The organism is Amphritea japonica ATCC BAA-1530 (assembly GCF_016592435.1).
Classification (GTDB): Bacteria; Pseudomonadota; Gammaproteobacteria; order Pseudomonadales; family Balneatricaceae; genus Amphritea; species Amphritea japonica.
Map to the genome: position 1 here is coordinate 826,370 of NZ_AP014545.1, position 22,230 is coordinate 848,599.

The 22,230-nt window shown below is 47.9% G+C and carries 23 protein-coding genes; 20 read left to right on the forward strand and 3 right to left on the reverse strand.

The features are described 5' to 3' along the window. Positions 1-6: 6 nt before the first annotated feature. Together AMJAP_RS03790 and AMJAP_RS03795 are read right to left on the reverse strand one after the other, a co-directional pair. Complete coding sequence (locus AMJAP_RS03790; protein WP_019622448.1) at positions 7-1,725, reverse strand: Na/Pi cotransporter family protein; 1,719 nt, start codon at positions 1,723-1,725, stop codon at positions 7-9. Between the two features lie 109 nt (positions 1,726-1,834). After that, positions 1,835-2,572, reverse strand: coding sequence for a ComF family protein (locus tag AMJAP_RS03795; protein ID WP_019622449.1), 738 nt, complete (start codon positions 2,570-2,572; stop codon positions 1,835-1,837). Positions 2,573-2,658: 86 nt separating this feature from the next. Between AMJAP_RS03795 and bioB the strand changes: the two genes are divergently transcribed. The 13 genes from bioB to AMJAP_RS03860 all read left to right on the forward strand — a co-directional run bounded on the left by bioB (position 2,659) and on the right by AMJAP_RS03860 (position 14,560). Further along, positions 2,659-3,705, forward strand: coding sequence for a biotin synthase BioB (gene bioB, locus AMJAP_RS03800; RefSeq protein WP_019622450.1), 1,047 nt, complete (start codon positions 2,659-2,661; stop codon positions 3,703-3,705). A 49-nt stretch (positions 3,706-3,754) separates the two neighbouring features. Then, a complete protein-coding gene (gene bioF, locus AMJAP_RS03805) occupies positions 3,755-4,936 on the forward strand; it encodes an 8-amino-7-oxononanoate synthase (protein WP_019622451.1) in 1,182 nt (393 codons plus the stop codon). Next, positions 4,936-5,700, forward strand: a complete 765-nt coding sequence (locus AMJAP_RS03810) for an alpha/beta fold hydrolase (RefSeq protein WP_019622452.1) — start codon at positions 4,936-4,938, stop codon at positions 5,698-5,700. Before bioF ends, AMJAP_RS03810 begins: the two co-directional genes overlap by 1 nt. Next, on the forward strand, positions 5,697-6,482 hold the full coding sequence (gene bioC, locus AMJAP_RS03815; RefSeq protein ID WP_019622453.1) for a malonyl-ACP O-methyltransferase BioC: 786 nt from the start codon (positions 5,697-5,699) through the stop codon (positions 6,480-6,482). Before AMJAP_RS03810 ends, bioC begins: the two co-directional genes overlap by 4 nt. Further along, on the forward strand, positions 6,475-7,167 hold the full coding sequence (gene bioD / locus AMJAP_RS03820; RefSeq protein WP_019622454.1) for a dethiobiotin synthase: 693 nt from the start codon (positions 6,475-6,477) through the stop codon (positions 7,165-7,167). The genes bioC and bioD overlap by 8 nt, the downstream gene beginning before the upstream one ends. Positions 7,168-7,307: 140 nt before the next feature. Beyond that, complete coding sequence (locus tag AMJAP_RS03825; protein WP_019622455.1) at positions 7,308-7,553, forward strand: hypothetical protein; 246 nt, start codon at positions 7,308-7,310, stop codon at positions 7,551-7,553. 67 nt (positions 7,554-7,620) lie between these two features. Continuing rightward, on the forward strand, positions 7,621-8,469 hold the full coding sequence (locus AMJAP_RS03830; RefSeq protein WP_019622456.1) for a putative metalloprotease CJM1_0395 family protein: 849 nt from the start codon (positions 7,621-7,623) through the stop codon (positions 8,467-8,469). Between the two features lie 182 nt (positions 8,470-8,651). Continuing rightward, a complete protein-coding gene (locus AMJAP_RS03835; RefSeq protein WP_019622457.1) occupies positions 8,652-9,260 on the forward strand; it encodes a glutathione S-transferase family protein in 609 nt (202 codons plus the stop codon). Between the two features lie 364 nt (positions 9,261-9,624). Continuing rightward, on the forward strand, positions 9,625-10,503 hold the full coding sequence (locus AMJAP_RS03840; RefSeq protein WP_019622458.1) for a DMT family transporter: 879 nt from the start codon (positions 9,625-9,627) through the stop codon (positions 10,501-10,503). 169 nt (positions 10,504-10,672) lie between these two features. Next, complete coding sequence (locus tag AMJAP_RS03845; RefSeq protein ID WP_019622459.1) at positions 10,673-11,296, forward strand: HAD family hydrolase; 624 nt, start codon at positions 10,673-10,675, stop codon at positions 11,294-11,296. A 155-nt stretch (positions 11,297-11,451) separates the two neighbouring features. After that, positions 11,452-13,116, forward strand: a complete 1,665-nt coding sequence (locus AMJAP_RS03850) for a nitrite/sulfite reductase (RefSeq protein WP_019622460.1) — start codon at positions 11,452-11,454, stop codon at positions 13,114-13,116. After that, positions 13,100-13,681, forward strand: a complete 582-nt coding sequence (locus AMJAP_RS03855) for a DUF934 domain-containing protein (RefSeq protein WP_019622461.1) — start codon at positions 13,100-13,102, stop codon at positions 13,679-13,681. The genes AMJAP_RS03850 and AMJAP_RS03855 overlap by 17 nt, the downstream gene beginning before the upstream one ends. Positions 13,682-13,690: 9 nt before the next feature. Then, positions 13,691-14,560 (forward strand): phytanoyl-CoA dioxygenase family protein, encoded by an 870-nt coding sequence (locus tag AMJAP_RS03860; protein ID WP_019622462.1) that lies wholly within the window; start codon positions 13,691-13,693, stop codon positions 14,558-14,560. A 33-nt stretch (positions 14,561-14,593) separates the two neighbouring features. Here the strand turns inward: AMJAP_RS03860 and AMJAP_RS03865 are convergent, their stop codons facing one another. Next, entirely contained in the window at positions 14,594-15,517 is a 924-nt protein-coding gene (locus AMJAP_RS03865; RefSeq protein WP_019622463.1) for a LysR substrate-binding domain-containing protein, read from the reverse strand. A gap of 231 nt (positions 15,518-15,748) precedes the next feature. Here AMJAP_RS03865 and AMJAP_RS03870 point away from each other — a divergent pair, with 231 nt between their 5' ends. The 7 genes from AMJAP_RS03870 to AMJAP_RS03900 all read left to right on the forward strand — a co-directional run bounded on the left by AMJAP_RS03870 (position 15,749) and on the right by AMJAP_RS03900 (position 22,221). Further along, the gene (locus AMJAP_RS03870) at positions 15,749-16,222 is read left to right on the forward strand and encodes a TRAP transporter small permease (RefSeq protein WP_019622464.1); all 474 of its coding nucleotides are present in this window, start codon (positions 15,749-15,751) and stop codon (positions 16,220-16,222) included. Between the two features lies 1 nt (position 16,223). Further along, on the forward strand, positions 16,224-17,522 hold the full coding sequence (locus AMJAP_RS03875) for a TRAP transporter large permease (RefSeq protein ID WP_019622465.1): 1,299 nt from the start codon (positions 16,224-16,226) through the stop codon (positions 17,520-17,522). Positions 17,523-17,599: 77 nt separating this feature from the next. After that, positions 17,600-18,592, forward strand: a complete 993-nt coding sequence (gene dctP, locus AMJAP_RS03880) for a TRAP transporter substrate-binding protein DctP (RefSeq protein WP_019622466.1) — start codon at positions 17,600-17,602, stop codon at positions 18,590-18,592. 316 nt (positions 18,593-18,908) lie between these two features. Beyond that, a complete protein-coding gene (locus AMJAP_RS03885) occupies positions 18,909-19,250 on the forward strand; it encodes a (2Fe-2S)-binding protein (protein ID WP_019622467.1) in 342 nt (113 codons plus the stop codon). After that, positions 19,243-20,694, forward strand: coding sequence for an NAD(P)/FAD-dependent oxidoreductase (locus AMJAP_RS03890; protein WP_019622468.1), 1,452 nt, complete (start codon positions 19,243-19,245; stop codon positions 20,692-20,694). The genes AMJAP_RS03885 and AMJAP_RS03890 overlap by 8 nt, the downstream gene beginning before the upstream one ends. Further along, positions 20,694-21,836 (forward strand): NAD(P)/FAD-dependent oxidoreductase, encoded by a 1,143-nt coding sequence (locus tag AMJAP_RS03895; protein ID WP_019622469.1) that lies wholly within the window; start codon positions 20,694-20,696, stop codon positions 21,834-21,836. The genes AMJAP_RS03890 and AMJAP_RS03895 overlap by 1 nt, the downstream gene beginning before the upstream one ends. Positions 21,837-21,873: 37 nt before the next feature. Next, positions 21,874-22,221, forward strand: a complete 348-nt coding sequence (locus tag AMJAP_RS03900; RefSeq protein WP_019622470.1) for a RidA family protein — start codon at positions 21,874-21,876, stop codon at positions 22,219-22,221. Positions 22,222-22,230 lie beyond the last annotated feature (9 nt).

Consider the following 22,230-nt stretch of genomic DNA (forward strand, 5'->3'; position numbering starts at 1 on the left):
TCAGTTTTAGTTTACTGCCAGCGATTCATCTGAAGTCTTAGCGTTTTTTTCCTCTATTGAAGAGTCCTCAGAGGTCTCTTTGTCCGACTTATGTGGTCGGTCATGGATAGGGGATCGGTGTTCAACAGGGCTGAGACTACTCCAGTAACGGGAGCTCTTCTCTGCTTGCTCGCCTAGTCGGTGAATATGGCTGAGTGAGTCTAATAGATTAGTTCCTTCATCCGGGGTGAGGCGCCCAGCAATCATTGCATCCAGTACGTGTTGCTTAATTTTTTGGTATTTATTTTCCAGCTGACGCAGAACGGCCCGGGTCTCAGAGGAAGAGGCATATAGCTCGTCCTCTACGATGGCTGCATCCAGCATTTTTGTAGTGATTTTTTTCAGCTCATAGATATCTTTCTGAGTATTACTGTCATTGATCTGATCGAAACGCTCACTGTACTCGACAATCAGGCTGGAGAGTCGGGCCATCTCATTAAAGTAGCGGGCAACTCGCATTGCACTGGGTAGAATTTGTGAGCTTTCTTCGCTCAGTTGTTGCTGCGCAAGTTTCTGATTGAACTTGCCAATGTCAACAATGAGTTTGTTGATGGTGAGGGTCTGGGCTCTGATGTGGGCACTATCAGATACTTCGGCGCTAATTGCCTGTTTGGCTAATGTAGAGGTCATGCGACTGACTCTGCCCAGTTCGCGGGTCATTGCATCGATAGCCAGCGCTGGAGTTTCAAGAATATTCTTGTCTAAGTAACGGGCTTTAGCCTGATCTTCGTCGCTACGACGGAAGCGTGTATTTAGAAAGCTTACCATCGGGGTGGTGATGGGCCACATTATCAGCACACCAACGCCATTAAACAGGGTGTGAAACAGTGCTAGTAAGATAACCAGGTCAAAGCTCTGGGCCAGTTCTGAACGGTTAATGATGCCAGCCATGCCGACCAGTAAGAGTAACCCGACTGTACCGGTAATCAGGTTGAAGAATACATGTGCGCAGGCGATTCGCTTAGCGTTAGAGGTTGCACCAATAACTGACAAGGCGGCGGTAGAGGTTGTCCCAAGGTTTGCACCTATCACCAGAGCGCCTGCTGCAGCCAGAGGGATGGCGCCGGTAGAGGCCATTGATAAGGTGATTGCCATAGCTGCGCTGGATGACTGAATCAGTACTGTCATCATAAAGCCCGCCAGAACAAACAAGGCCAGTCCATAACTGGTTGCACCGATTGCTTCAAAAGGGATGCTGTTTTCCAGTCCGGTAAAGGTTCCCTTAAGGAAGGAAAGGCCGATAAAAAACAGACCAAAACCGGTTAAGCTGGTGCCTAGGTGAGCATAGCGCTTTTCGCCACCAATCAGGCTCATGACTACCCCAAGGCCTATCATTGGCAGGGCAAACGCACTGATCTTAAATTTAAAACCGATAGTGGCAACCAGCCAGCCGGTCATCGTGGTGCCGATATTGCAGCCATATATTACAGCGACCGATTGACCAAGGTTCAGTAAGCCGGCATTCACAAAGCCAATTGTTGCAACGGTGACAGCACTGGATGATTGAACCAAAGCTGTAATCGCGGTACCGGATATAAGTCCGCGCAAGCGTGATTTTGTTGCGGCTTCCAGTGCTTTACGCAGAGTTTGACCCGCGGCACGCTTCAAGCCATTGGTCATCAGCTGCATACCCAGGAGAAAAAGGCCTAAGCCTCCGATAAGGTTGCCGATGCTACTCAGATCCATGCGTACTCCTTACAGGGTGTTGCGGGCGGTTTTTTATGCCGGTTTTAAAACAGCCGATTGGGTATCAGTTATCTTAAGTTTCTGATTCAACAGTAATAAAGGCGGCAAATCAACCTAAATGCAACTGTTTTGCCGTATGAGCAATTGTCCATATATAGATGTTAAGGCAGCCGGAGGCCTTTAAGATCCTGCTGATTTCTGCTGCGGTGGTACCGGTTGTCATGACGTCATCGATAATGGCGACGCTGGAGGGTGGTTTATGAGTACAGCGGAAACTGTTACGAAGGTTTTTCTTTCGTGCTTTACGGTTAAGGTCTGCCTGATGGGGTGTGTTTGTGGTTTTAATTACCAGTTTGGTATTAAAAGGGATCTGTAACCTTTTAGCTATTTCACGACCGAGTAGTGCGGCCTGATTGTATTGCCGCTGCTGTAAACGTTTTGGGTGTATAGGTACCGGAATGATCATCTCAGGCATCGGATATTTCACTGTAGATGAATCTGGTTTCAATAAGTGCGAGCAGAGTAGCGCCGCTAATGGATTCAGATAATGAGACTGGTTACTGAATTTGGCTAGTTGGATAAGCTGATCAATAGGGAAACGATATTCAAATGGCGCCACCGCCTGATCAAAAATTGGGGGGCTGTGCAGACATGCAGGGCAGGTTAAATCAATTTGGTCGCAAGTATTTAGTGGGATGCCGCAACGTTTGCAGGCATACCTGATCCAGGGGAGGTCTGTATAGCAGTGCTGACAGAGAGAGGTTTCGTTAGCAGGGTTTATCCCGCAGAGAATACAGTCTTCTGGCTGCTTAAAAAATAACCAGTTGTTTTTGATTTTTGTTATCATAGGTTGACAGATCCTTCTGTCGGGTTAAAATTAGGTCCTTAAAAAAAATCCTTATCTTTCAGTATTAACACAGGATAGACGCGGCGATGCAACAAAACCAGACAGAGATCAGACACGACTGGACAGAACAGGAAGTGCAGGCATTATTTGATCTGCCTTTTAATGATCTGCTCTTTCAGGCACAACTTGTACATCGCCAGTTTTTCAATCCGAATGAGGTTCAAGTCAGTACGCTGTTGTCGATCAAAACAGGCGCCTGTCCGGAAGATTGTAAATACTGCCCTCAAAGCGGTCACTACAACACCGGTCTTGAGAAAGAACGATTGATGCAAGTTGATGCCGTTATAGAAAAGGCTAAAAAAGCTAAAGCGTCGGGCTCAACTCGTTTTTGTATGGGCGCGGCCTGGAAGCATCCTGCGGATAAAGATATGCCGTATGTGATCGAGATGGTTAAAAGTGTTAAAGAGCTTGGTCTGGAAACCTGCATGACACTGGGCATGTTGGATGAAGGTAAAGCTGATCAGCTGGCTGATGCGGGTCTTGATTATTACAATCATAACCTGGATACCTCACCGGAGTTCTACGATAAGATTATCACCACCCGTACTTATCAGGATCGACTGGATACACTGCACCATGTGCGTGAGTCAGGTATGAAAATCTGCTCTGGCGGTATTTTAGGTATGGGTGAAACGGCGACTGACCGTATTGGCTTGTTACGACAATTAGCCAATATGCCTAAGCAGCCGGAAAGTGTGCCGATCAATATGCTGGTAAAAGTAGCCGGCACTCCGATGGAAAACGTGGAGGATCTGGATCACCTTGATTTTGTCCGTAATATTGCGGTTGCCCGTATTATGATGCCGCAATCCCACGTTCGTTTGTCTGCGGGGCGTGAAAGCATGAGTGACGAGATGCAAGCGATGACATTTTTAGCGGGCGCCAATTCCATTTTCTACGGCGAGTGTCTGCTGACTACGCCGAACCCTGAAACTCATCGTGATCTTCAGCTGTTTAAACGTTTGGGTATTAATCCTGAACAACGTATTTCTGAGGCTGATGAAACACAGGAACAGACGATTATCAGTGATTTGCAAAAGCAGAAAGACAGTTCTGTTTTTTACGAAGCCTGAGTTACCTTACCCGCCGGGCTGTTCCTGACAGCCTATTAAGGATCTGACCATGTCTTTTGATCAGCTGAACGCTGAATTGCAAGCGCGTAAAGAGCAGTCTCTATACCGTCAGCGACGTATATTACAAAGTCCGCAATCGCCTGAAGTTATCGTTGATGGTAAGGCTTGCCTGGCGTTCTGTTCTAATGATTATCTGGGTTTGGCAAACCACCCTGATGTGATTACCGCGCTGAAGAAAGGTGCAGACAGCTTCGGCGTCGGTGGTGGAGCTTCTCATTTGGTGAACGGCCATAGTCAGGCACACCATGCGTTGGAAGAGGAGTTAGCAGAATTCACCGGGCGCCCGAGAGCGTTGCTGTTTTCCACGGGTTACATGGCTAATATCGGGGCGGTGAATGCGCTATTGGATAAGCGCGATGCGGTGTTTCAGGACCGCGTTAATCACGCATCTCTACTGGATGCAGGGCTGCTCAGTGGGGCTCGTTTTCAACGTTTTTTGCATAACGACTCAGAGAATCTCGCTACCCGACTGAAACGTACTGAAGCCCGTCGAAAATTAGTCGTTTGTGATGGTGTTTTCAGTATGGATGGTGACCTGGCTGAGCTGCCTGACATCTGTCAGACAGCGGCTGATCATAATGCCTGGGTGATGGTGGATGATGCTCACGGCATCGGTTGCATCGGTAAGCAGGGGCGAGGCACGGTAGATCACTTTGATTTGGGCGGTGATCAGGTTCAAGTTTTAATGGGTACTCTGGGAAAAGCTTTTGGTACCTCCGGGGCATTTGTGGCGGGTTCTGAAGAACTGATTGAAACGCTGATTCAACATGCCCGTACCTATATCTATACCACCAGTATGTCACCGGCTATTGCCGAAGCGACCCGAGCCAGCCTGAAACTGGTGCAGCAGGACGAATGGCGCCGGGAAAAGCTACAGCATTTGATTACTCGTTTCCAAAAGGGTTGTGCACAGCTGGGAGTGCCATTAATGGAATCACCGACACCTATTCAACCTATTATGGTGGGTGAGGCTGATCGGGCGATGGCTATCAGTGCTGCGCTGGAAGCAAAGGGAATCTTCATCGGTGCGATTCGACCGCCAACGGTGCCTCAGGGAGAAGCCCGCTTGAGGGTCACGCTCAGTGCAGCCCACACCGATGAACAGCTAGACCGTTTGCTGGATGCCTTATCGGACGTGATGACGCAAATAAAGCAGAGGGAAGACGCCTGATGCTGTTTGTTGAGAAAAGAGGTAACCCGGAAGGGAAACCTTTGGTACTGATTCATGGCTGGGGTATGCATAGTGGTATCTGGCAAACGTTGTTGCCCGAACTTGAAGCGGAGTTTCAGATTACACTGATCGATCTGCCCGGCCTTGGAAAAAGTGCAAGCTGTTTACCTGAACCTTATGATATTGATGCGGTAACCGGCTTGCTGGCAGAAGTGGCCCCTCCGGCAGCACTATGGCTGGGTTGGTCTTTAGGCGGTATTATCACAATGGCTTTTGCGCAGCGTTATCCTGCCCGGGTTTCCAGACTGATTACATTGGCGAGTAGTCCCTGTTTTGTTGAACGTTCAGACTGGTCTTACGGAATGGATGAAAGGGTCTACAGCCAGTTTGAAAGCGATCTGGAAGCAACCCCGGAGAAAACCCTGCAGCGCTTTAATCTACTACAGATAAAGGGCGGTGAAACTGCTCGTTCAGATTTGAAATTATTGAAAAAAATCAAGTCTGGAACTGATTTCAGTGCACGGGGATTGATCGATAGTTTGTCTATTTTACGGGGCGATTACCGGGGGCTATATCAGCACACTCAAATACCTGCTCTGCATCTTCTTTGTGAGCTGGATACTTTGGCCCCCGCAGCGATGATTGGCGTGTTAGATAAGCTGCCGCCCCTGGCTCAGATTGAAGTGCTGGCGGGGCAGTCCCATGTGGGGTTTCTCTCTGAGCCGAAACTGCTGGCGGACAAAATTCGGATGCTGCCGTTATGAGTGCTCAGTTTCTTAAGCCGCAGATCGCTGAATCATTTAGTCGGGCAGCAGTGAGTTACGATAATGTAGCGCAATTGCAACGAAGGATTGGCCATAATCTATTGGAAAGTCTGGATCAAAAATCGGTTCCACTGGTAATGGATCTTGGATGTGGCACCGGGTACTTCGCTCCCTTGCTGACCGAGCAACTGCGTCCTGAGCATTTGATCTGTTTCGACCTGGCCCAGGGAATGCTTGAGTATGCTAAACAAACTCGTGTCACGGCTAATACTCTATGGCTTTGCGGTGATGCAGAAAATATTCCTCTGGCAGATAGTTCCGTTGATCTGATTTTCTCTAGCCTGGCTATTCAATGGTGTGAGAATTTGCCTTCTCTGTTCAGTGAGGTGGCCCGGGTGCTTAAGCCCGGAGGACGTTTCCTGTTCAGTACACTGGGCCCTGACACGCTGTTTGAATTACGAGATGCCTGGTCAGAGGTTGATAAGTTCCAGCATGTTAATCGATTTATCAGTTTTGAAACCCTTCAGGCACAGGCAACTGAGTATCTGCAAGAAGTTAGCCTGAGGGAGGATAGAGAAGTACTGCTTTACGATCAGTTGCGTGAACTGACGACTGAATTGAAAGGGATAGGCGCGCATAATATCAGTGCAGGACGACAGAGTGGCCTGACTGGTAAAGCGAGGATCTCTGCTTTTAAACAGGCTTATGAACAGTTTCGAGGGGCAGAGGGGAAACTACCTGCAACCTACCAGGTTTTTTATGGTGACTATATAAATGGCTAAACGTACCTTTTTCGTTGCAGGCACTGATACCGATGTGGGTAAAACCGTGGTGTCAGCAGGGTTACTGGAAGCCGCAAACCAGCGCGGCTTATCGACCATTGCCCACAAACCGGTTGCAGCGGGTTGTGAGCAGACGCCTGATGGATTACGTAATAGCGATGCCTTGTTGTTGCAGCAAACGTCATCGATTACGTTGTCCTATGAGCAGGTTAATCCGATCGCACTGGAACCCGCTATTGCGCCTCATATTGCGGCAACTCAAATTGGCCGCCGACTGGATGCTGATCGGATGGCTGCCCTATGTCGGGGTGTGATGATGCAACCGGCTGACTTTATGATAATTGAAGGTGCGGGTGGATGGCGTGTCCCGCTGAATAGTCGTCAAACACTGGCGGATCTGCCAAAGCTATTGCGAACCCCGGTTATTCTGGTGGTGGGAATGAAGCTGGGGTGTATCAGTCATACGTTGTTGACGGTCGAAGCGATTGTAAAAGATGGTTTGCGATTAGCTGGGTGGGTGGCGAACCGGGCAGATGCTGACATGAGTTGTTACGACGAGAATCTGGAAACCCTCAAATCGATGCTTTCAGCACCCTTATTGGCTGAAATTCCCCATATTGAGGACTGTTCTGCTGTAAGTGTGGCCAAATACATTGATTTGGAGCCGCTTCTCAGTGGTCAATAAATGAACTGTTTTGCTGTTTGCGCTATAATAGTCCCTAATAAGTTTTGTCTCTAAGTTCATATTGTTGAGTGTCTGAGGCCTGAATTTTAGGTCGGTTTAAGAAAAACTACAGGCAATCAAGTAAGCAGTAGGTGTGTTTTATGAATGTTACATCAGCATTAAATACAGGTGTTTTGGGCATCAATCGGGGACTCGATGGTGTACAGAAAGCGGCGTCTGATATAGCCGGAGCAGGTAAAACTGATACACCTGAAGAAGGCACCGGTAAAGACCTGAATCAGGCCTTAGGTGAACTCGCCGTTGAAAAGAATGCCGTTGCGGCATCCACTAAAGTGGTGCAGTCTGCGGATGCTACTTTGGGTACACTAATTGATATTCGTGCTTAGGGTACGGCTTTATCAGATTATTATTTCCAGATAAGGAGTCGGAAGTAATGTAAAGGAGGTGAGAGTGATGCAGTTACAGATAACTGCCAATGCGCTTACTCTGAATACAAATGAGTCACTTAATACTGCCGGCCGGAATCAACCTGCGGTATCAGGCACGGTATTACCTTCTTCATTATCCTCTTCTGAAGTGCTTCAAGCTTCTCCCGTAACAAAACCGGTACCCCCCTCTGGTGCTGGTGCATCCATAGACCCCTATACAGAAGAGCAACAGCTCAGTCGCGATCAGCGTAGTGAGTCGAGAAAATCATCCGAAACAGATCCTCAGAGCGAAGAACAGCAGCTGATACGTGAACTGGCTGCTCGTGATCAGGAAGTACGGCAACATGAACTTAGTCATGCGGCTGCAGGTGGCCAGTATGCCGGGGCGCCTTCCTTTGAGTATGAGCGAGGGCCCGACGGCAGGCTCTATGCTGTTGGTGGCGAAGTTAGTATAGATACCTCCCCGATACCTAATGATCCTGAAGCAACTTTGGAAAAAGCAGAAGTTATTCTAAGAGCGGCACTGGCTGTTGCTGATCCCTCACCACAAGATCGGGCGATCGCTGCCCGTGCTGCAGCGATGGCTTCTGAAGCCCGTGCTGAGCTTGCACAACAAAATCAGGAGTCGCAAGAGAATGCCGGAACACAACGAGAAGCTGATCAGTTGCGAGAATCCCGTCGTACTGAAGAGCTGCAAAATCGTATAAAAGATCAGCAGGAACAAAGCGATTCTCAATCGGAAAAGCTTCAGGATTTCAATAGACAGCTGGAAGCAGTGAATGAGCAGTTTGCCGAGATAAATCAGAAGTTGATTGATGCAGGTGTGTTTAAAAAGCTCTTCGCCGAAGGCTTTATTTTTGATGAAACTGTTTAAAGGCAACTCTTCATACCTTTCTGCTATCAATCGTTAGCAAAGGTTTTTTTTACTTCCCTTCGTTCATCTTCATTTTCTGATACCTGAATTTATCGACGTAATAGGTTCTATGGACTATAAAATTAGTTCGGGCTTGTTCAAAAGCGGATTAAAACTTAGCGATTGTGAATCGGGAAATTCTTATGACAAAGATTAAGGTCACTTACTTTGATATGAATGGCGGACGTGGAGAGCCTATCCGTCTGATTCTGCATTATATGGAACAGAAGTTCGAGGATCACCGCTTCTCATTCAATGAGTTCGCTGAAGTGCGCAAGAAAACTCCTTTTGGTCAGGTCCCTGTTGTTGATATTGATGGCGAGCAAATTACCCAATGTAATGCTTTGGGTCGCTATTTCGGAAAGCAGGCTGGGCTCTATCCGGACGATACTTATCAAGCGTTGCTATGTGATGAGGTTATGGATGCCATCGAAGATGTTAGTCATAAGTTAGGTGGAACACTGGGCCTGGATGGTGATGCATTGAAAAATGCGCGAGATCAATTAGTCGCGGGACCAGTCACCTGGACGCTTAAATGGCTGGATGAGCGCTTAGCAAAACAGGGTGGTGAATACTTTGCGGATAACCGTTTAACCATCGCAGATCTGAAGGTCTTGGTTTTTGTCCAGTGGCTGTGCTCGGGCATGCTTGATCATATACCCACAGCATTGGTGCATGATATAACCCCCGACCTGTTAGCTCACCAGGAAAGGGTGGAAGGCGATCCTAAAATCAAGTCGTATTATCAATAGAAAGCGGCTTCTCCGTTGGTGGATCTATATTTGTGGGTTGATTATGTGTTGATGTTACAAGGTTGAAGCGCGTCGTTTTCAGGTACTAACTTCAATCTTTATCATTAGCTTATCTATGCCTATTCATTTTTTAGATTCTGTATCTGTCTTTACATGTGAGATCGTTTTAATCTTTTAACCTTACTCTTATCATCAGAATTGAGTTCTATCTTCACAGGTTGCCCGATGAGGTTGTTAGTAGATGTTGAAAGCTCGGTCTATAGCTAAATCAGCAGGTGTTTTGGGCCGTGAAAAAGAGTTCTGTTTTCGTGGAATGATATAGCGGTTTACTATTTTTATTGATTTCTAGTAGGAGACGATACATTTGGATAATACTCGCGGTAGCATCTTTATGGTGCTGGCAATGGCAGCTTTTGCTATAGAGGATATGTTCATTAAAGCAGCGGCAGAGAGTATGGCTATAGGACTGATATTGATGCTGTTCGGTGCTGGTGGAATGCTGGTTTTTATTCTGCTGACATTGCAAAAAGGTGAGTCTGTTTTTCATCCAGCCATATTATCAAAACCTTTATTAATTCGGTCAGTTTGCGAGATAGTGGGTCGTCTTTTTTTTGCTCTGGCGATTACCCTGACGCCTCTATCCAGTGCCTCGGCTATTCTACAGGCAACGCCTCTTGTTGTTGTATTGGGTGCCGCATTGATCTTCAGAGAAAAAGTAGGAGGGGTACGCTGGTTAGCTATTCTGACTGGTTTTTTCGGTGTGCTGATGATTATACGTCCCGGGCTGGATAGTTTTAATCCGGCCTCGTTGTTTGCGGTGATTGGAATGCTGGGTTTTGCAGGCCGTGATCTGGCGACCCGTGCAGCTCCTCCGGTACTTTCCAATGTGCAGTTGGGTATTTATGGTTTTTTTATTCTGATAGTCAGTGGTCTGATATTGCAACTTTATTATAACGAGCCGATTTCTATCAACACCCCGGCGGGTGTGCAGATTCTTGCGGCGGTTATTTTTGGTGTAGCAGCCTATAACTGCCTGACGATAGCGATGCGCAGTGGTGATGTTTCGGTTGTGGCGCCATTTCGCTATACCCGGTTACTGTTTGCCCTTGTATTAGGTATTGTAATATTTGCTGAGCGCCCGGATATGATGACTCTGTCTGGTGGGTTTATTATTGTTCTTAGCGGTGGTTTTATCTTGTTACAAAGCCGCAAGATCAATGTTCTGAAAGTGCGGGCGGAATAAGCGGTTGATATTAAGTTCAGGCTTGTTGATCAGGCTTTGGCTGTTATTAGTTTAGGCGCCCGGTGGTTCAGATATATTGAGGCTGTTTTCTAAGCATGTTAAAAAAATTGTTTTCATGAGAATGCTGTAGGATGCAGTATTTCATTTTCTGGATTCTAAAAACTCCACCATGACTACTTCTAAAAGAAAAGCAGAGGTTGTTCTGTTTGACCTTGGTAATGTTGTTGTTGAGCTGGGTGCCGGCCCGTTGCCAGCGCACTGGTTGAGTGCCGGCCAGTCTTTCGATTTGAAACAATGGTTTCATTCTGATGTGGCTTTAGCATTTGAACGGGGTGAATTGTCTGCTCTTGAACTGGCTGAATATTTGCAACGCGATCTGAATCTGGATGTCTCGCCTGAACTGGTCGTGGCAGAGTTTAGAAAATGGCCCTTACGAATCTACCCGCAATTGCCTGCGCTATTGATTAAATTACGACAATGCTATCAGCTTGCTGTTCTAAGCAATACTAATGAACTTCATTACCCTCGCTTGTTTAATGAGTTCGATCTGGATAAGTATTTTGATAAAGAACTAGTTTTTGCCTCCCACCTGATTCGTCTGGCTAAGCCAGATCCTGAAGCTTTTATTTATGTGCTGGATCAACTTCAGGCAGAGCCTGAACAGGTTCTGTTTCTGGATGATATGAAAGAGAATGTAGTAACTGCCCGTAGTCTGGGCATGAAGGCTCAGCAACTCAAAGGAGGCGAGGAGGTAGCGGCTTACCTGAATAGTCTGATATCGAATCAGGATTAAGTTTAAGCAGGAAGTGTGTCGATTCAACGTTCTTATCTGTTTGAGTTATATTTGCCTAAATCTGTACTTATAGATAATTAATTTTTTGTATCTGTGATCCTAAATGAACCCTCTCTAGACTGTATCTAATCAGTATTAGAGAGATTTTTTGTAGTATGTATCAATATGATGAAGTCGACTATCAGGTTGTCAGAGGCCGGGTCTCACAGTTTAAGAATCAGATAGAGCGCTATCAGAGTGGTTTGATCAGTGAAGAGGCGTTTCTGCCTCTGCGGTTACAAAATGGTCTCTATATTCAAAAGCATGCGCCTATGCTTCGGGTCGCCGTTCCCTACGGAATGCTTTCTTCCATTCAGCTGCGAATGTTGGCCCGGATCTGTCGGGAGTTTGATCGTGATTATTGCCACATTACGACAAGGCAGAATATTCAGTTTAACTGGGTTGAGTTAGCAGATGTGCCAGAAATACTAGACCGGCTGGCCAGTGTTGAAATGCATGCGATTCAAACCAGCGGTAATTGTATTCGCAATACCACCTCAGATCCGTTGGCTGGTGTTGTGCATGGGGAGGTCTCAGACCCTCGCCCCTATTGTGAAATCATACGTCAGTGGTCTACATTGCATCCTGAATTTGCTTATTTGCCGCGAAAATTCAAAATTGCAGTTATTGGTGCCGAAGAAGATCGCGCGTCTATTCGGCTGCATGATATTGGGCTGCAGTTAATCAAATCTGATGCAGGGGATATCGGTTTTAAAGTCTGGGCAGGTGGCGGCCTGGGGCGCACTCCGATGTTGGGTCGCCTGATCAGAGCGTTTTTACCTCAAGAGCAACTGCTGGGCTTTTTGAAAGCGATTATCCGGGTTTATAACCGCTATGGACGTCGCGATAATAAGTATAAAGCCCGAATCAAAATTCTGGTGGCAAACCTGGGGGTTGAAGAGTTCTCTCGTCAGGTTGAACAGGAATTTGATCGAAATGAGGGAGTAGATAGGTTACTCACTCAGGAAGAGATAAGTTATGCCCAGTCGTTCTTTACCGCACCAGATTATGAGTCGGCTACGGAGGTTACAGATAAAAGCCGCATAATCGATGCAGATCTATATTCTGAATATGCTCGTTGGCTGGAACGCAATGTGCGGTCGCATAAAATTGAAGGTTATCGAATAGTGACGTTATCCCTGAAATATCAGGGGACTGCGCCGGGTGATATTTCAACTCAGCAGTTAGAGCAGTTAGCAGATCTGGCCGAACAGTACTCCTTCGCCGAAATTCGCACCACTCAGCAGCAGAATATTATTCTTACCGATGTTAAAAGCACGGACCTTTATAGTCTCTGGTTGGCGCTTCGTCAGCTCAAGCTTGATACGCCGACAGTTGGGACGCTTAGCGATACGGTATGCTGTCCTGGTGCTGATTTTTGTAACTTAGCTAATGCGCGATCTTTAACGGTAAATGCTGCGATTCAGCAACGCTTCAACGACCTCAACCAGCTGTATGAACTGGGTGATCTGAGTCTGCGGATATCCGGTTGCATTAACGCCTGCGCACATCATCATATAGCCAATATTGGCATTCTTGGCGTCGATAAAAATGGTCAGGAGTATTATCAGATTACCCTGGGTGGAATGAGCGGAAAGGTAAATGCCATAGGTAAAGTGCTGGGGCCCTCGTTGCCCATGGAAAAGGTTGTTCCCGCGATAGGAAAAATTATCGGGGTATATATTGCAAACCGATCCACCCCGTCTGAATCCTTCAGTGCTGTATATCTGCGTATTGGAAAATCCCTGTTCAAGGAGTCTGTCTATGCAGCAAATAATTAGAGATAACCGGATACAGGAAGACAGAGCTATCTTAGTTGGCTGGCCTGTAAACGATAAGCCGGATGATAACCTGAAGGCTGGAGATAATAGGGCTGTATCAGAGCCTGTATTAGAAATGAACTCTGAGTTTAAACCAGAGCCGGGCTATCGTTATATTTTGCCCGTTGAGTGTTGGTTGAAAGCTGCGCCGGAGTTCAGAGACTATGCAGAAGTGCCCGGTGTCTGGATAAGCGGAAGTGCTGATTTAGAGGTTTTGCATGAGGTCTTTATACTGACCGACCTTGTCGCTGTGGCGTTTGATAGCTTTGTGGATGGATCGGGCTTTTCGACCGCATCACTGATCCGGGAAAAGTTTAATTTTCATGGGGAGTTGCGTGCATTCGGCTCTGTGCTACCGGATCAGATAGCCTACCTGTTACGTTGTGGCTTCAATTCTGTTGCATTCTCACAGATAGAAGACCTTAAACAGGCTGCGAAACAGTTGCTGCTGTCAAGCCACTCTTATCAGGGCAGTGTGACTCAACCCAGAACGCCATTCTCAGAACGAATTACTAGGTCGAAGTAGAGCAGGTTGATGCAGATTCATGAATATAGCACCGCTATTACCGATGCCGAGCGGAGTGAGATTCTGTTTAATGGTGATCTGATTGTGTTTAAACAGCTATCAGTGTTATCTGAATTAAATAGTCAGGTAGATGCCCTAGTAAATGAAGGCTTAAGTGCAAAGTATTTGGTCACCTCAGATCAGATATCAGGTCAGGTGACGGGCAGGGAGAGCGGCAATAAATACCTGCAGCGGATACAGCAAAGCTTTTCTGAGAATCCTCAATTCGCCAGATTCTTTTGTCTGGCGTTGCGCCAGTGCGGGGTAGAGCTCAACCTTAGCTACGCTGATAAACTGTTTTTGCGTTCAGTCCCTCCAAGAGAGAGTGAACAACCGGATAGTCCTATGTTCAGAGGGAGTATCAAACCTCACCGGGATACCTGGGGGAGCAACATTCAACAGCAGATAAACTGGTGGAGTCCGGTATATCCGGTTACTGAACAGAGCGCGATAGTGTTCTATCCGGACTACTGGGATAGAGCCGTGGCGAATAGCACTGATCGCTGGTCGTTTGAGGCTTTTTGTACTGCAAGAGATCAAGCGGGGGAGGACGGTTCCATCGATTACCCATATGCGCCACAAGTATTGGAGCCGATAGAAACCACCCGAGAACAGATTGTCGTTGTAGAACCCGGTGATCTGCTCTGCTTTTCAAGTGCGCACCTCCATGCCAGTGTACCTAATAGCTCAGGTCAGACACGTTACAGTTACGAGCTGAGAACCTTTAATCTTGATGATATTGCGCGGACACACATGCCGATTAATGTTGATAATGCGGCAACTGAACCGCATTACAATTGGTTCCAACGATTGAGTGATCAGTCACGGCTTGCTATTTAATGAATGCTTGCTTGTTGAACATTTAGAAGTTCCTCACTCTGAATAGAACTGCGCATTCAACTCTTCTAACTGCTGGGTAACCAGCTCAGTAAAACTGCTGGCTAGTACGGATGCCGGGCGATGTGCTGGTGTCAGAACTGATACCGACAGAATAACTTCGGGTATAAAGGGTCTGAATACTAATCTTGCCCGGTCATCAAAACGTTGTAGATAGCCGCTGGCCGTCATTGGGTCACAGATGCAGTAGCAGAGGTTTTCTTCTACCAGCTTTAACGCGGGCTGGAATGTCAGTAGCTCAAAGCGCTGATTCAATGTTGCTCCCTGACTTCTAAATGCTTTCAGAGCGGACTGATAGTTCGGGTGTCCCTCCTGGAGTGTTGCCAGTGGCAGGTTGTCCAGATCTTTCGGAGTGATTACGGCTTTGTTGGCTAAGGGGTCATTGATGGGAAGGGCGCAAACACACTTAAGATCAAAGGTCAGCGCTGATAGCGCCCGGTTAGGTGGTGGTGTTTCTGCCAGGCCGATATCGTATTGCTGAGAAGCAACCCACTCCTCAATCACAGAAGAGTCCCGCATCATCATCGATACATTTACCCGGGGCTTATCCCTTACAAATTCTGCAATCAGGCGTGGCATCAAATAGTTAGAGGCTGCGGGCATACAGGCGATCTTCAGGCGGCCAAGCTCCAGTCCGGCAATCTCCTTCATGGTACGGGCTGTTTTATTCAGTCGTTCCAGTATCTGCTCTGATTCTTCCAGAAAGTAATGGGCTTCTGGCTTACGGATCAAACGACCTCGCTGCCGTTCGAATAACTCAACTCCCAGTTCATCTTCCAGGGTGGCGACCATATTACTGACCGCCGGTTGGGTTCGTTGCAGGGTACGTGCCGCCTCTGAAATTGAGCCAGTACGCATGACTTCACGAAAACATTGCAGCTGTCGAACGGTGATATTCATTTTGTTACTGTTAACCCTCAATTTTGTCGGATTTGTAACTCATTGTTACTCATATGTTTTATGACTAACCATAACTTAAGATTATGGAGGTATCAATATTTTGAAATTGATTTTATACCTGCGTTGAACAAATATTAAGGCTACCAGTGTGTAAAGGAATGAATCTCGTAAGAGATTATATGGTCCGGATGAGAGCCGCTGGAATAATAAGAAGTATCTGAGGAAACCCGAATGAACAAGTTTGCCAGCTATCTGCTGACTGGACTGATATGTCTGGTAGCGGGTGGCCAGTTTGTCCAGGTAGTGACCCGCTACGTTCTCGAAATCCCGGTAATGGGGTTAGAGGAAACGTTGCTCTACCCAACGATGTGGCTGTATATCCTCGGGGCGGTAAACGCCTCTCGTGAAAATACCCACATTCGTGCCAATGTGCTGGAGATCTTCCTGAAAACCAAGCGTCAGGTTGTGTCACTGGCCATTGTTGGTGAAGTACTGAGTCTGATTATCGGCTGCTGGCTGATGTACTGGGCCTGGGATTTTACTAAGTATTCCCTGCGGGTCTGGAAAGAGAGTCCGACCCTGTATATCCCCACTTTTTACGTAGATGTTGCTCTGCTCACCGGTATGGTTCTGATGATGATCTATACCGCGTGGCACCTGTGGAATCACATCCGCGACCTGACTACTGATAATAAGGAGCAATAAGATGGTTGAAATTGCACTGATTGCAGTGGCGGTTCTGGTCGTTTTGCTGACCCTGGGCCTGCCATTACCCTACTGTTTTGGCGGCGGCCTGATGGTGATGTATTTCCTCGGCGACGTGATAATGAAAGGCAATATGCTGTGGGGCTTCCAGCAGCTGGGTAATCCGGTACTGCTTGCGATCCCCTTGTTTGTACTGGCCGGCACCATTATGAGTGTCAGCGGGATAGCCGCCAGTCTACTTAACTTCGTTAACATTTTTGTTGGTCATCTGCGTGGTGGTCTGGGTGTTGTTGCAACGATTAGTTGTGCGTTAATAGGTGCAATCTCCGGTTCCGGTCTGACCGGTGTGGCAGCGATCGGTCCTTTGTTGATTCCTGAAATGGAAAAACAGGGCTATCCCCGTGAATACGCGACTGCTCTGATCGCTAACGCATCACTGCTAGGATTGTTGATTCCGCCAAGCGTAACCATGATTGTTTATGGTTGGGTGACGGATACTTCCATTCTGGCGTGTTTCCTGGCGACTTTAGGCCCTGGCTTGCTGATCATGCTGAACTTCTCGGTGGTCAACGTCTGGCTGGCGCGTAAGTTCCCACTTGTATTGGACGAGCGACCAAAAGGCAAAGAGTTTGTAGCTGAAGCGACTAGTCGTGGCTTTAAAGCGACCCCTGCACTGCTGATGCCGGTGATCATTCTGGGTGGTATCTACGGCGGCATTATGACGCCGACTGAAGCAGCTGCGGTCGCGGTGATCTACGCATTGCCTGTTGGTTTCCTGATCTATAAAGGTCTGGATCTGAAAACCTTCCTGTTCGCAGGCAAGGAAGCGTCGACTGCGGTGGGTGCCATCATGCTGATGATTCTGTTCAGTATGATTCTGTCGCAGATGTTTGTGGTCGAGTCTGTGCCTCAGGCCTTGGTTGAAGCCATCTTCTCGATCACTGAAGATAAAGTGGTACTGCTAATTCTGATTAACGTGCTGCTGTTCCTGGTGGGCATGGTTGTTAACGATGTTACCGCAATTATTCTGATCGCCCCTCTGCTTCTGCCGTTGATGGAAGCGATCGGTATCAGTCCAATTCAGTTCGCCGCGATCATGGGTGTGAATACCGCTATGGGTGGAGTCACGCCGCCATACGCTTCAATCCTGTATCTCGGTGCCCGCATCGGTAAAGTTCAGGTCACTAAGGTGATTAAGCCTGCCATGCTACTGATTATTACTGGCTACCTGCCGGTAGTGTTCCTGACATCGTTCTGGGATGACCTGTCGATGTACCTTCCGAACTACTTCGGTTACTGAGACGAAGTCGGGTTCGATTACTTAAACGCATTAAGAAAAACCTATAGATAAAAAATCTAAAAAGAGAGGAATCTGTAATGAAGAAAACGTTTCTAACAACTGCGGTATTGGCCAGCACTCTGGCTCTGACATCTATCGCTGAAGCGGCTGAATTGAAGATCAGTCATATCCGTCCACAGGGCGCAACTATCGATGTAGAACTGAAGGAACTGTCTGCCGATATTGAAAAAGCCACTGGCGGTGATCTTTCTCTGAAGATTTTTGCGGCCAGCGCACTGGGTGATTACACCACAGTTCAGGAACGTATTTCCGTCGGTGCAATTGATATGGCGGTACAGCCTGCAGCCACTGCAGCATCCCGTAAGATGCAGATTTCAGCATTCCCGTATATCGCGGCAAACTGGGAGCAGGCGCAGTCTATCTATGGTCCGGGCGGAGCGATTAACCAGGCGATGAAAGAGTTGTATGCCAAGCAGGATATCGAAATGCTGGCAGCCTACCCGGTTTACTTTGGCGGTGTCGCGCTGAACCGTGATGCAGTATCTCCGGGCAACCCTAGTGTTGATAAAGGTATCAAGGTACGTGTGCCGGGTATCAAGAGCTTCCAGCTGACTGCTGATGCACTGGGTTATATCAGTTCACCAATCCCGTTCTCTGAGGCATTCACTGCCGTACAGACCGGTGTTGTTGACGGTGTGATCGGTTCCGGTGCGGAAGGTTACTACGCCTCTTTCCGTGACGTAACTAAGACTTACATTCCGGTGAATACTCACTTTGAAGTCTGGTACATGATCATCAATAACGAGTCTATGTCTGATCTGGATTCTGACGATCAGGTAGCGTTGCGTAAAGCAGCAGCTGACTTTGAGATACGTCGCTGGGCTAAAGCTGAATCTGACCAGGCGGCTAACGAGAAGAAACTGGAAGCTTACGGTGCAACTATCGTTAAGCTGAGTGATGACCAGCTGGCAGCTGCGGCGAAGAAAGCCCGTGCTGAAGTATGGCCTCAGATTCTTGAAGATGTTGGCGCTGAATGGGGTCAGGGAATCCTGGATCAGATCGCAAACTAATCGGCGTTATCTGCTTACCCCGGAGAGTTACAGGTTCACGGCTGTAATTCTCCTGCTTTTCTATCGAAAAGCCTTTGCTCCCGAGTGACTCTGACCTGAGGGTCTAAACACTCATTCGTGACTTTTCAGCCCGGTCCAGGCTTCTTTATGAAGGAGTGTGTCGGCCAGAACGAAAGCGAATCAACTCGATAAGAGTAGTTTTTGCGACATAGGTTTAGTTTCTGAATGGTTAAGCCTTTTTATAGGTTAAACCCTTTATAGCTGACTCCTGTGCCGGGCTTTTTTTACCTCAAAAAAGATATCAACAGGTGAGGATATGTTCCGATCTGTTACAAAACAACAAGACCCAAAGACTGAAGTACAGGTAACCATCAACGATTCCGTTGTTGTGGTCGCGCCGGGAACAACAGTCTGGGCAGCCATGGCGCTGGCAGGGGAAACCGCTACCCGGGTCTCTCCGGTGAATCAGCAGGTGCGTTCCGCTTACTGTGCTATGGGCGTCTGCTTCGAATGTATGGTCGAGATTGATGGTATGCCCAATCGGCAGGCCTGTCTGACCGAAGTCAGCGAAGGTATGCAAGTTAACCGTCAGGTGATTACCGAGGCGACTATCGCCGCTAACCCGCAGCTAGCTCACACGGGGGCTGAAAATGACTGAATTATTGGCTCCTGATGAGCCGGAAAACATTACGGATAGCTATGAAATCGCTATTATCGGCGCGGGTCCCGCAGGTATGTCAGCGGCTATTACCGCAAGCCAGGCTGGTGTTAGTGTCGTAGTGCTGGATGATAAGCCCCGTAGCGGTGGTCAGATCTACCGCAATGTCGATGCCAGTCCGTTGCCTGATGCTGAAGTACTGGGACCTGACTATACCAAGGGTGCCGAATTAACAGTCCAGTTTAGAGGTTGTAATGCCCGTCATATCAGTGGTGTTACCGTATGGCATGTAGGTGATAATGGCGAGATCCTTTTCTCTGATAATGGCACGACAAAAAGACTGACGGCACAGAAGATTATTGTGGCGACTGGTGCGATGGAACGGCCTTTTCCCATTCCGGGCTGGCATCTCCCGGGTGTTATGTCCGCCGGTAGTGCGCAGGTCATGCTTAAGTCCGATGGGCTGGTGCGTGACGGGGCAATATTTGCCGGTACCGGTCCGTTACTTTACCTCATTGTGGCGCAGTACCTGCGACTGGGGGTTAAGGTTAAAGCGTTGGTGGATACTACGCCGAAAGAGAATTATCTGCACGTTATGACAGAGTTGACTGGGGCAGTGACCGCACCAGGAATGCTGATCAAAGGCGTTGGTTTACTGAATGAGATCCGCAAGTCGGGTACAAATATCTATAGCTTTGCCAAAGACCTGAAGGTCACAGGAGATGAACAGACCGCAGGGCTGAGCTTCAACTGTGGCGGTAAAGAACACTCGCTGCCTGCCAGTTATGTTTTTCTTCATCAGGGTGTTATTCCCAACCTGAATATCACCCAGGCGCTTGGTTTAGAGCATGACTGGTGTCAACAGCAGTTGTGTTGGAAACCAAAGATAAATCGCTGGGGCCAAAGTTCTAAATCGCACATCGCTGTCGCAGGCGATTCTGGCGGTATCATCGGTGCCGATTCAGCCGCGGCGATGGGTCGAGTCGTCACGCTTAATCAACTGGTGAATCTTGGGGTTACAAGTCGCTCATTGGCAGAAGCCGAAGCGGCTGATGATCTGCGATTCGTTGCCAGACAACAGCGTTTTAGACGCTTTATTGATCGTCTTTATCGTCCGCTTGATCAGCAGCGAATTCCAGAAGCCCCCAATACTGTAGTTTGTCGTTGCGAAGAACGTACGGTTGCTGACCTGAAAAAAGGTTTTGAATTAGGTGGTCGTGAACCTAATCAACTGAAGAGTCAGACCCGTTGCGGTATGGGGCCCTGTCAGGGGCGAATGTGTGGCCACACGGTTAGTGAACTATTGGCAAACTGGCGTAATGAGCCGGTTGCCGATGTTGGCTATTATCGTCTGCGATCACCTATGCGCTTAGTCACATTGCAGGAACTGAGTCAGTTTACTGATGTAACGCCTGAGGCAAAGAAGACTGAGGAGGCAAGCTGATGACTATTAATACAACCTCCCAAAAGTTAAGTTCAGATGTTTTGGTGATCGGCGGCGGTATTCAGGGTGCTTCAACCGCCTATCATTTAGCGCAGCGCGGTGTGTCTGTAATTGTTGTAGAGAAAGATACAGTATCCCGCCATGCCTCAGGTGTGAACGCCGGCGGTGTTCGGCTGCTGGGTCGGAATATTGCGGAAGTTGAGTTAAGTAAAGCAGCAATGCAACGCTGGCAGCAGCTTGATGATGAGCTGGATGCGGATACCGGCTTTCGACGTCGAAGTCTGATCAATATAGCGGCAGATGAAAAAGACCTGGAAAGCTTGCGCGCTCGTGAACAACAGATGCATAGCCTGGATTATTTTCATGAAGTAATGCTGAATCAGCAGGAGTTGCGTGAACGCTTGCCCCACGTGGCGGCCCATTGTGTTGGTGGCGTGGTATCTGAACAGGATGGCTATGCGATTCCGTTTCATTCAACTCAGGCTTTTCGTATCGCTGCGGAGCGTTTAGGTGCTTGCTTCTGCGAAGGTGAGCAGGTTGAACAGATCCGCAAGGTTGGTGACAGCTGGCTGGTGGACACGAAAACTCAGCAATATCAGGCCGAACATCTGGTCAATTGTGCCGGAGCCTGGGGTGATATTATTTCGGTGATGATCGGTGATAACGTGCCTATGTCATATAGCGCGCCGATGCTGATGATCACTGCCCGGATGCCGCATTTTGCCGGTCCGGTGGTTGGTGCTGTTAGTCGCCCTTTGTCGTTCAAACAGTTTGAGAACGGTACGGTATTGATTGGTGGAGGAGCCAAAGGCTTTGCGGATCGGGCTAACAATATCACCCGACTGGATTACAGTTTATTGGCTACTGGTGCGCAAAATGCCATTGAGTTTTTCCCGATTATGAAAACCGCTTGTATTAACCGTATGTGGTCCGGTCTGGAAGCCTACATGCCAGACAATCTACCTGTTCTGGGTAAGAGTATGCGTACTGATAAGGCTTATCATGCCTTTGCATTTTCTGCCCATGGTTTCCAGTTGGGTCCTGTGATTGGTGAAGTGATGGCTGACCTGATTACCAAAGGCGAAACCCGTTTTGATCTGGAACCGTTGCGGGTTAACAGGTATGAACGGAAAACCCTGTAAGTTACTTTTGTCTATTAAATAATGAACGAGAAGCAATATGAATATTGAACGAATCGGTTCAACTGATCGCATGAGCAAAATTGTAAAACACAACGACACTATCTATCTGTGTGGCCAGACAGCCAGTGCAGACGAGTGGGATACCGCAGAGCAGACTCGGCGATGTCTGGAGCAGGTTGAAGGTCTGTTGCTAGAAGCTGGATCTTCAACTGATAAGTTACTCTCTGTGACTATCTATGTCCGGGATATGAAGGACTTCGCGGCTATGAATGAAGTTTGGGATAACTGGATTGCTGATAAGCCAAAACCGGCCCGTGCCTGTGTTGAAGCTCACATGGCTCGTCCGAATGTCCTGGTAGAGCTGACGGTGATCGCTGCACAATAGAAGTGAGTG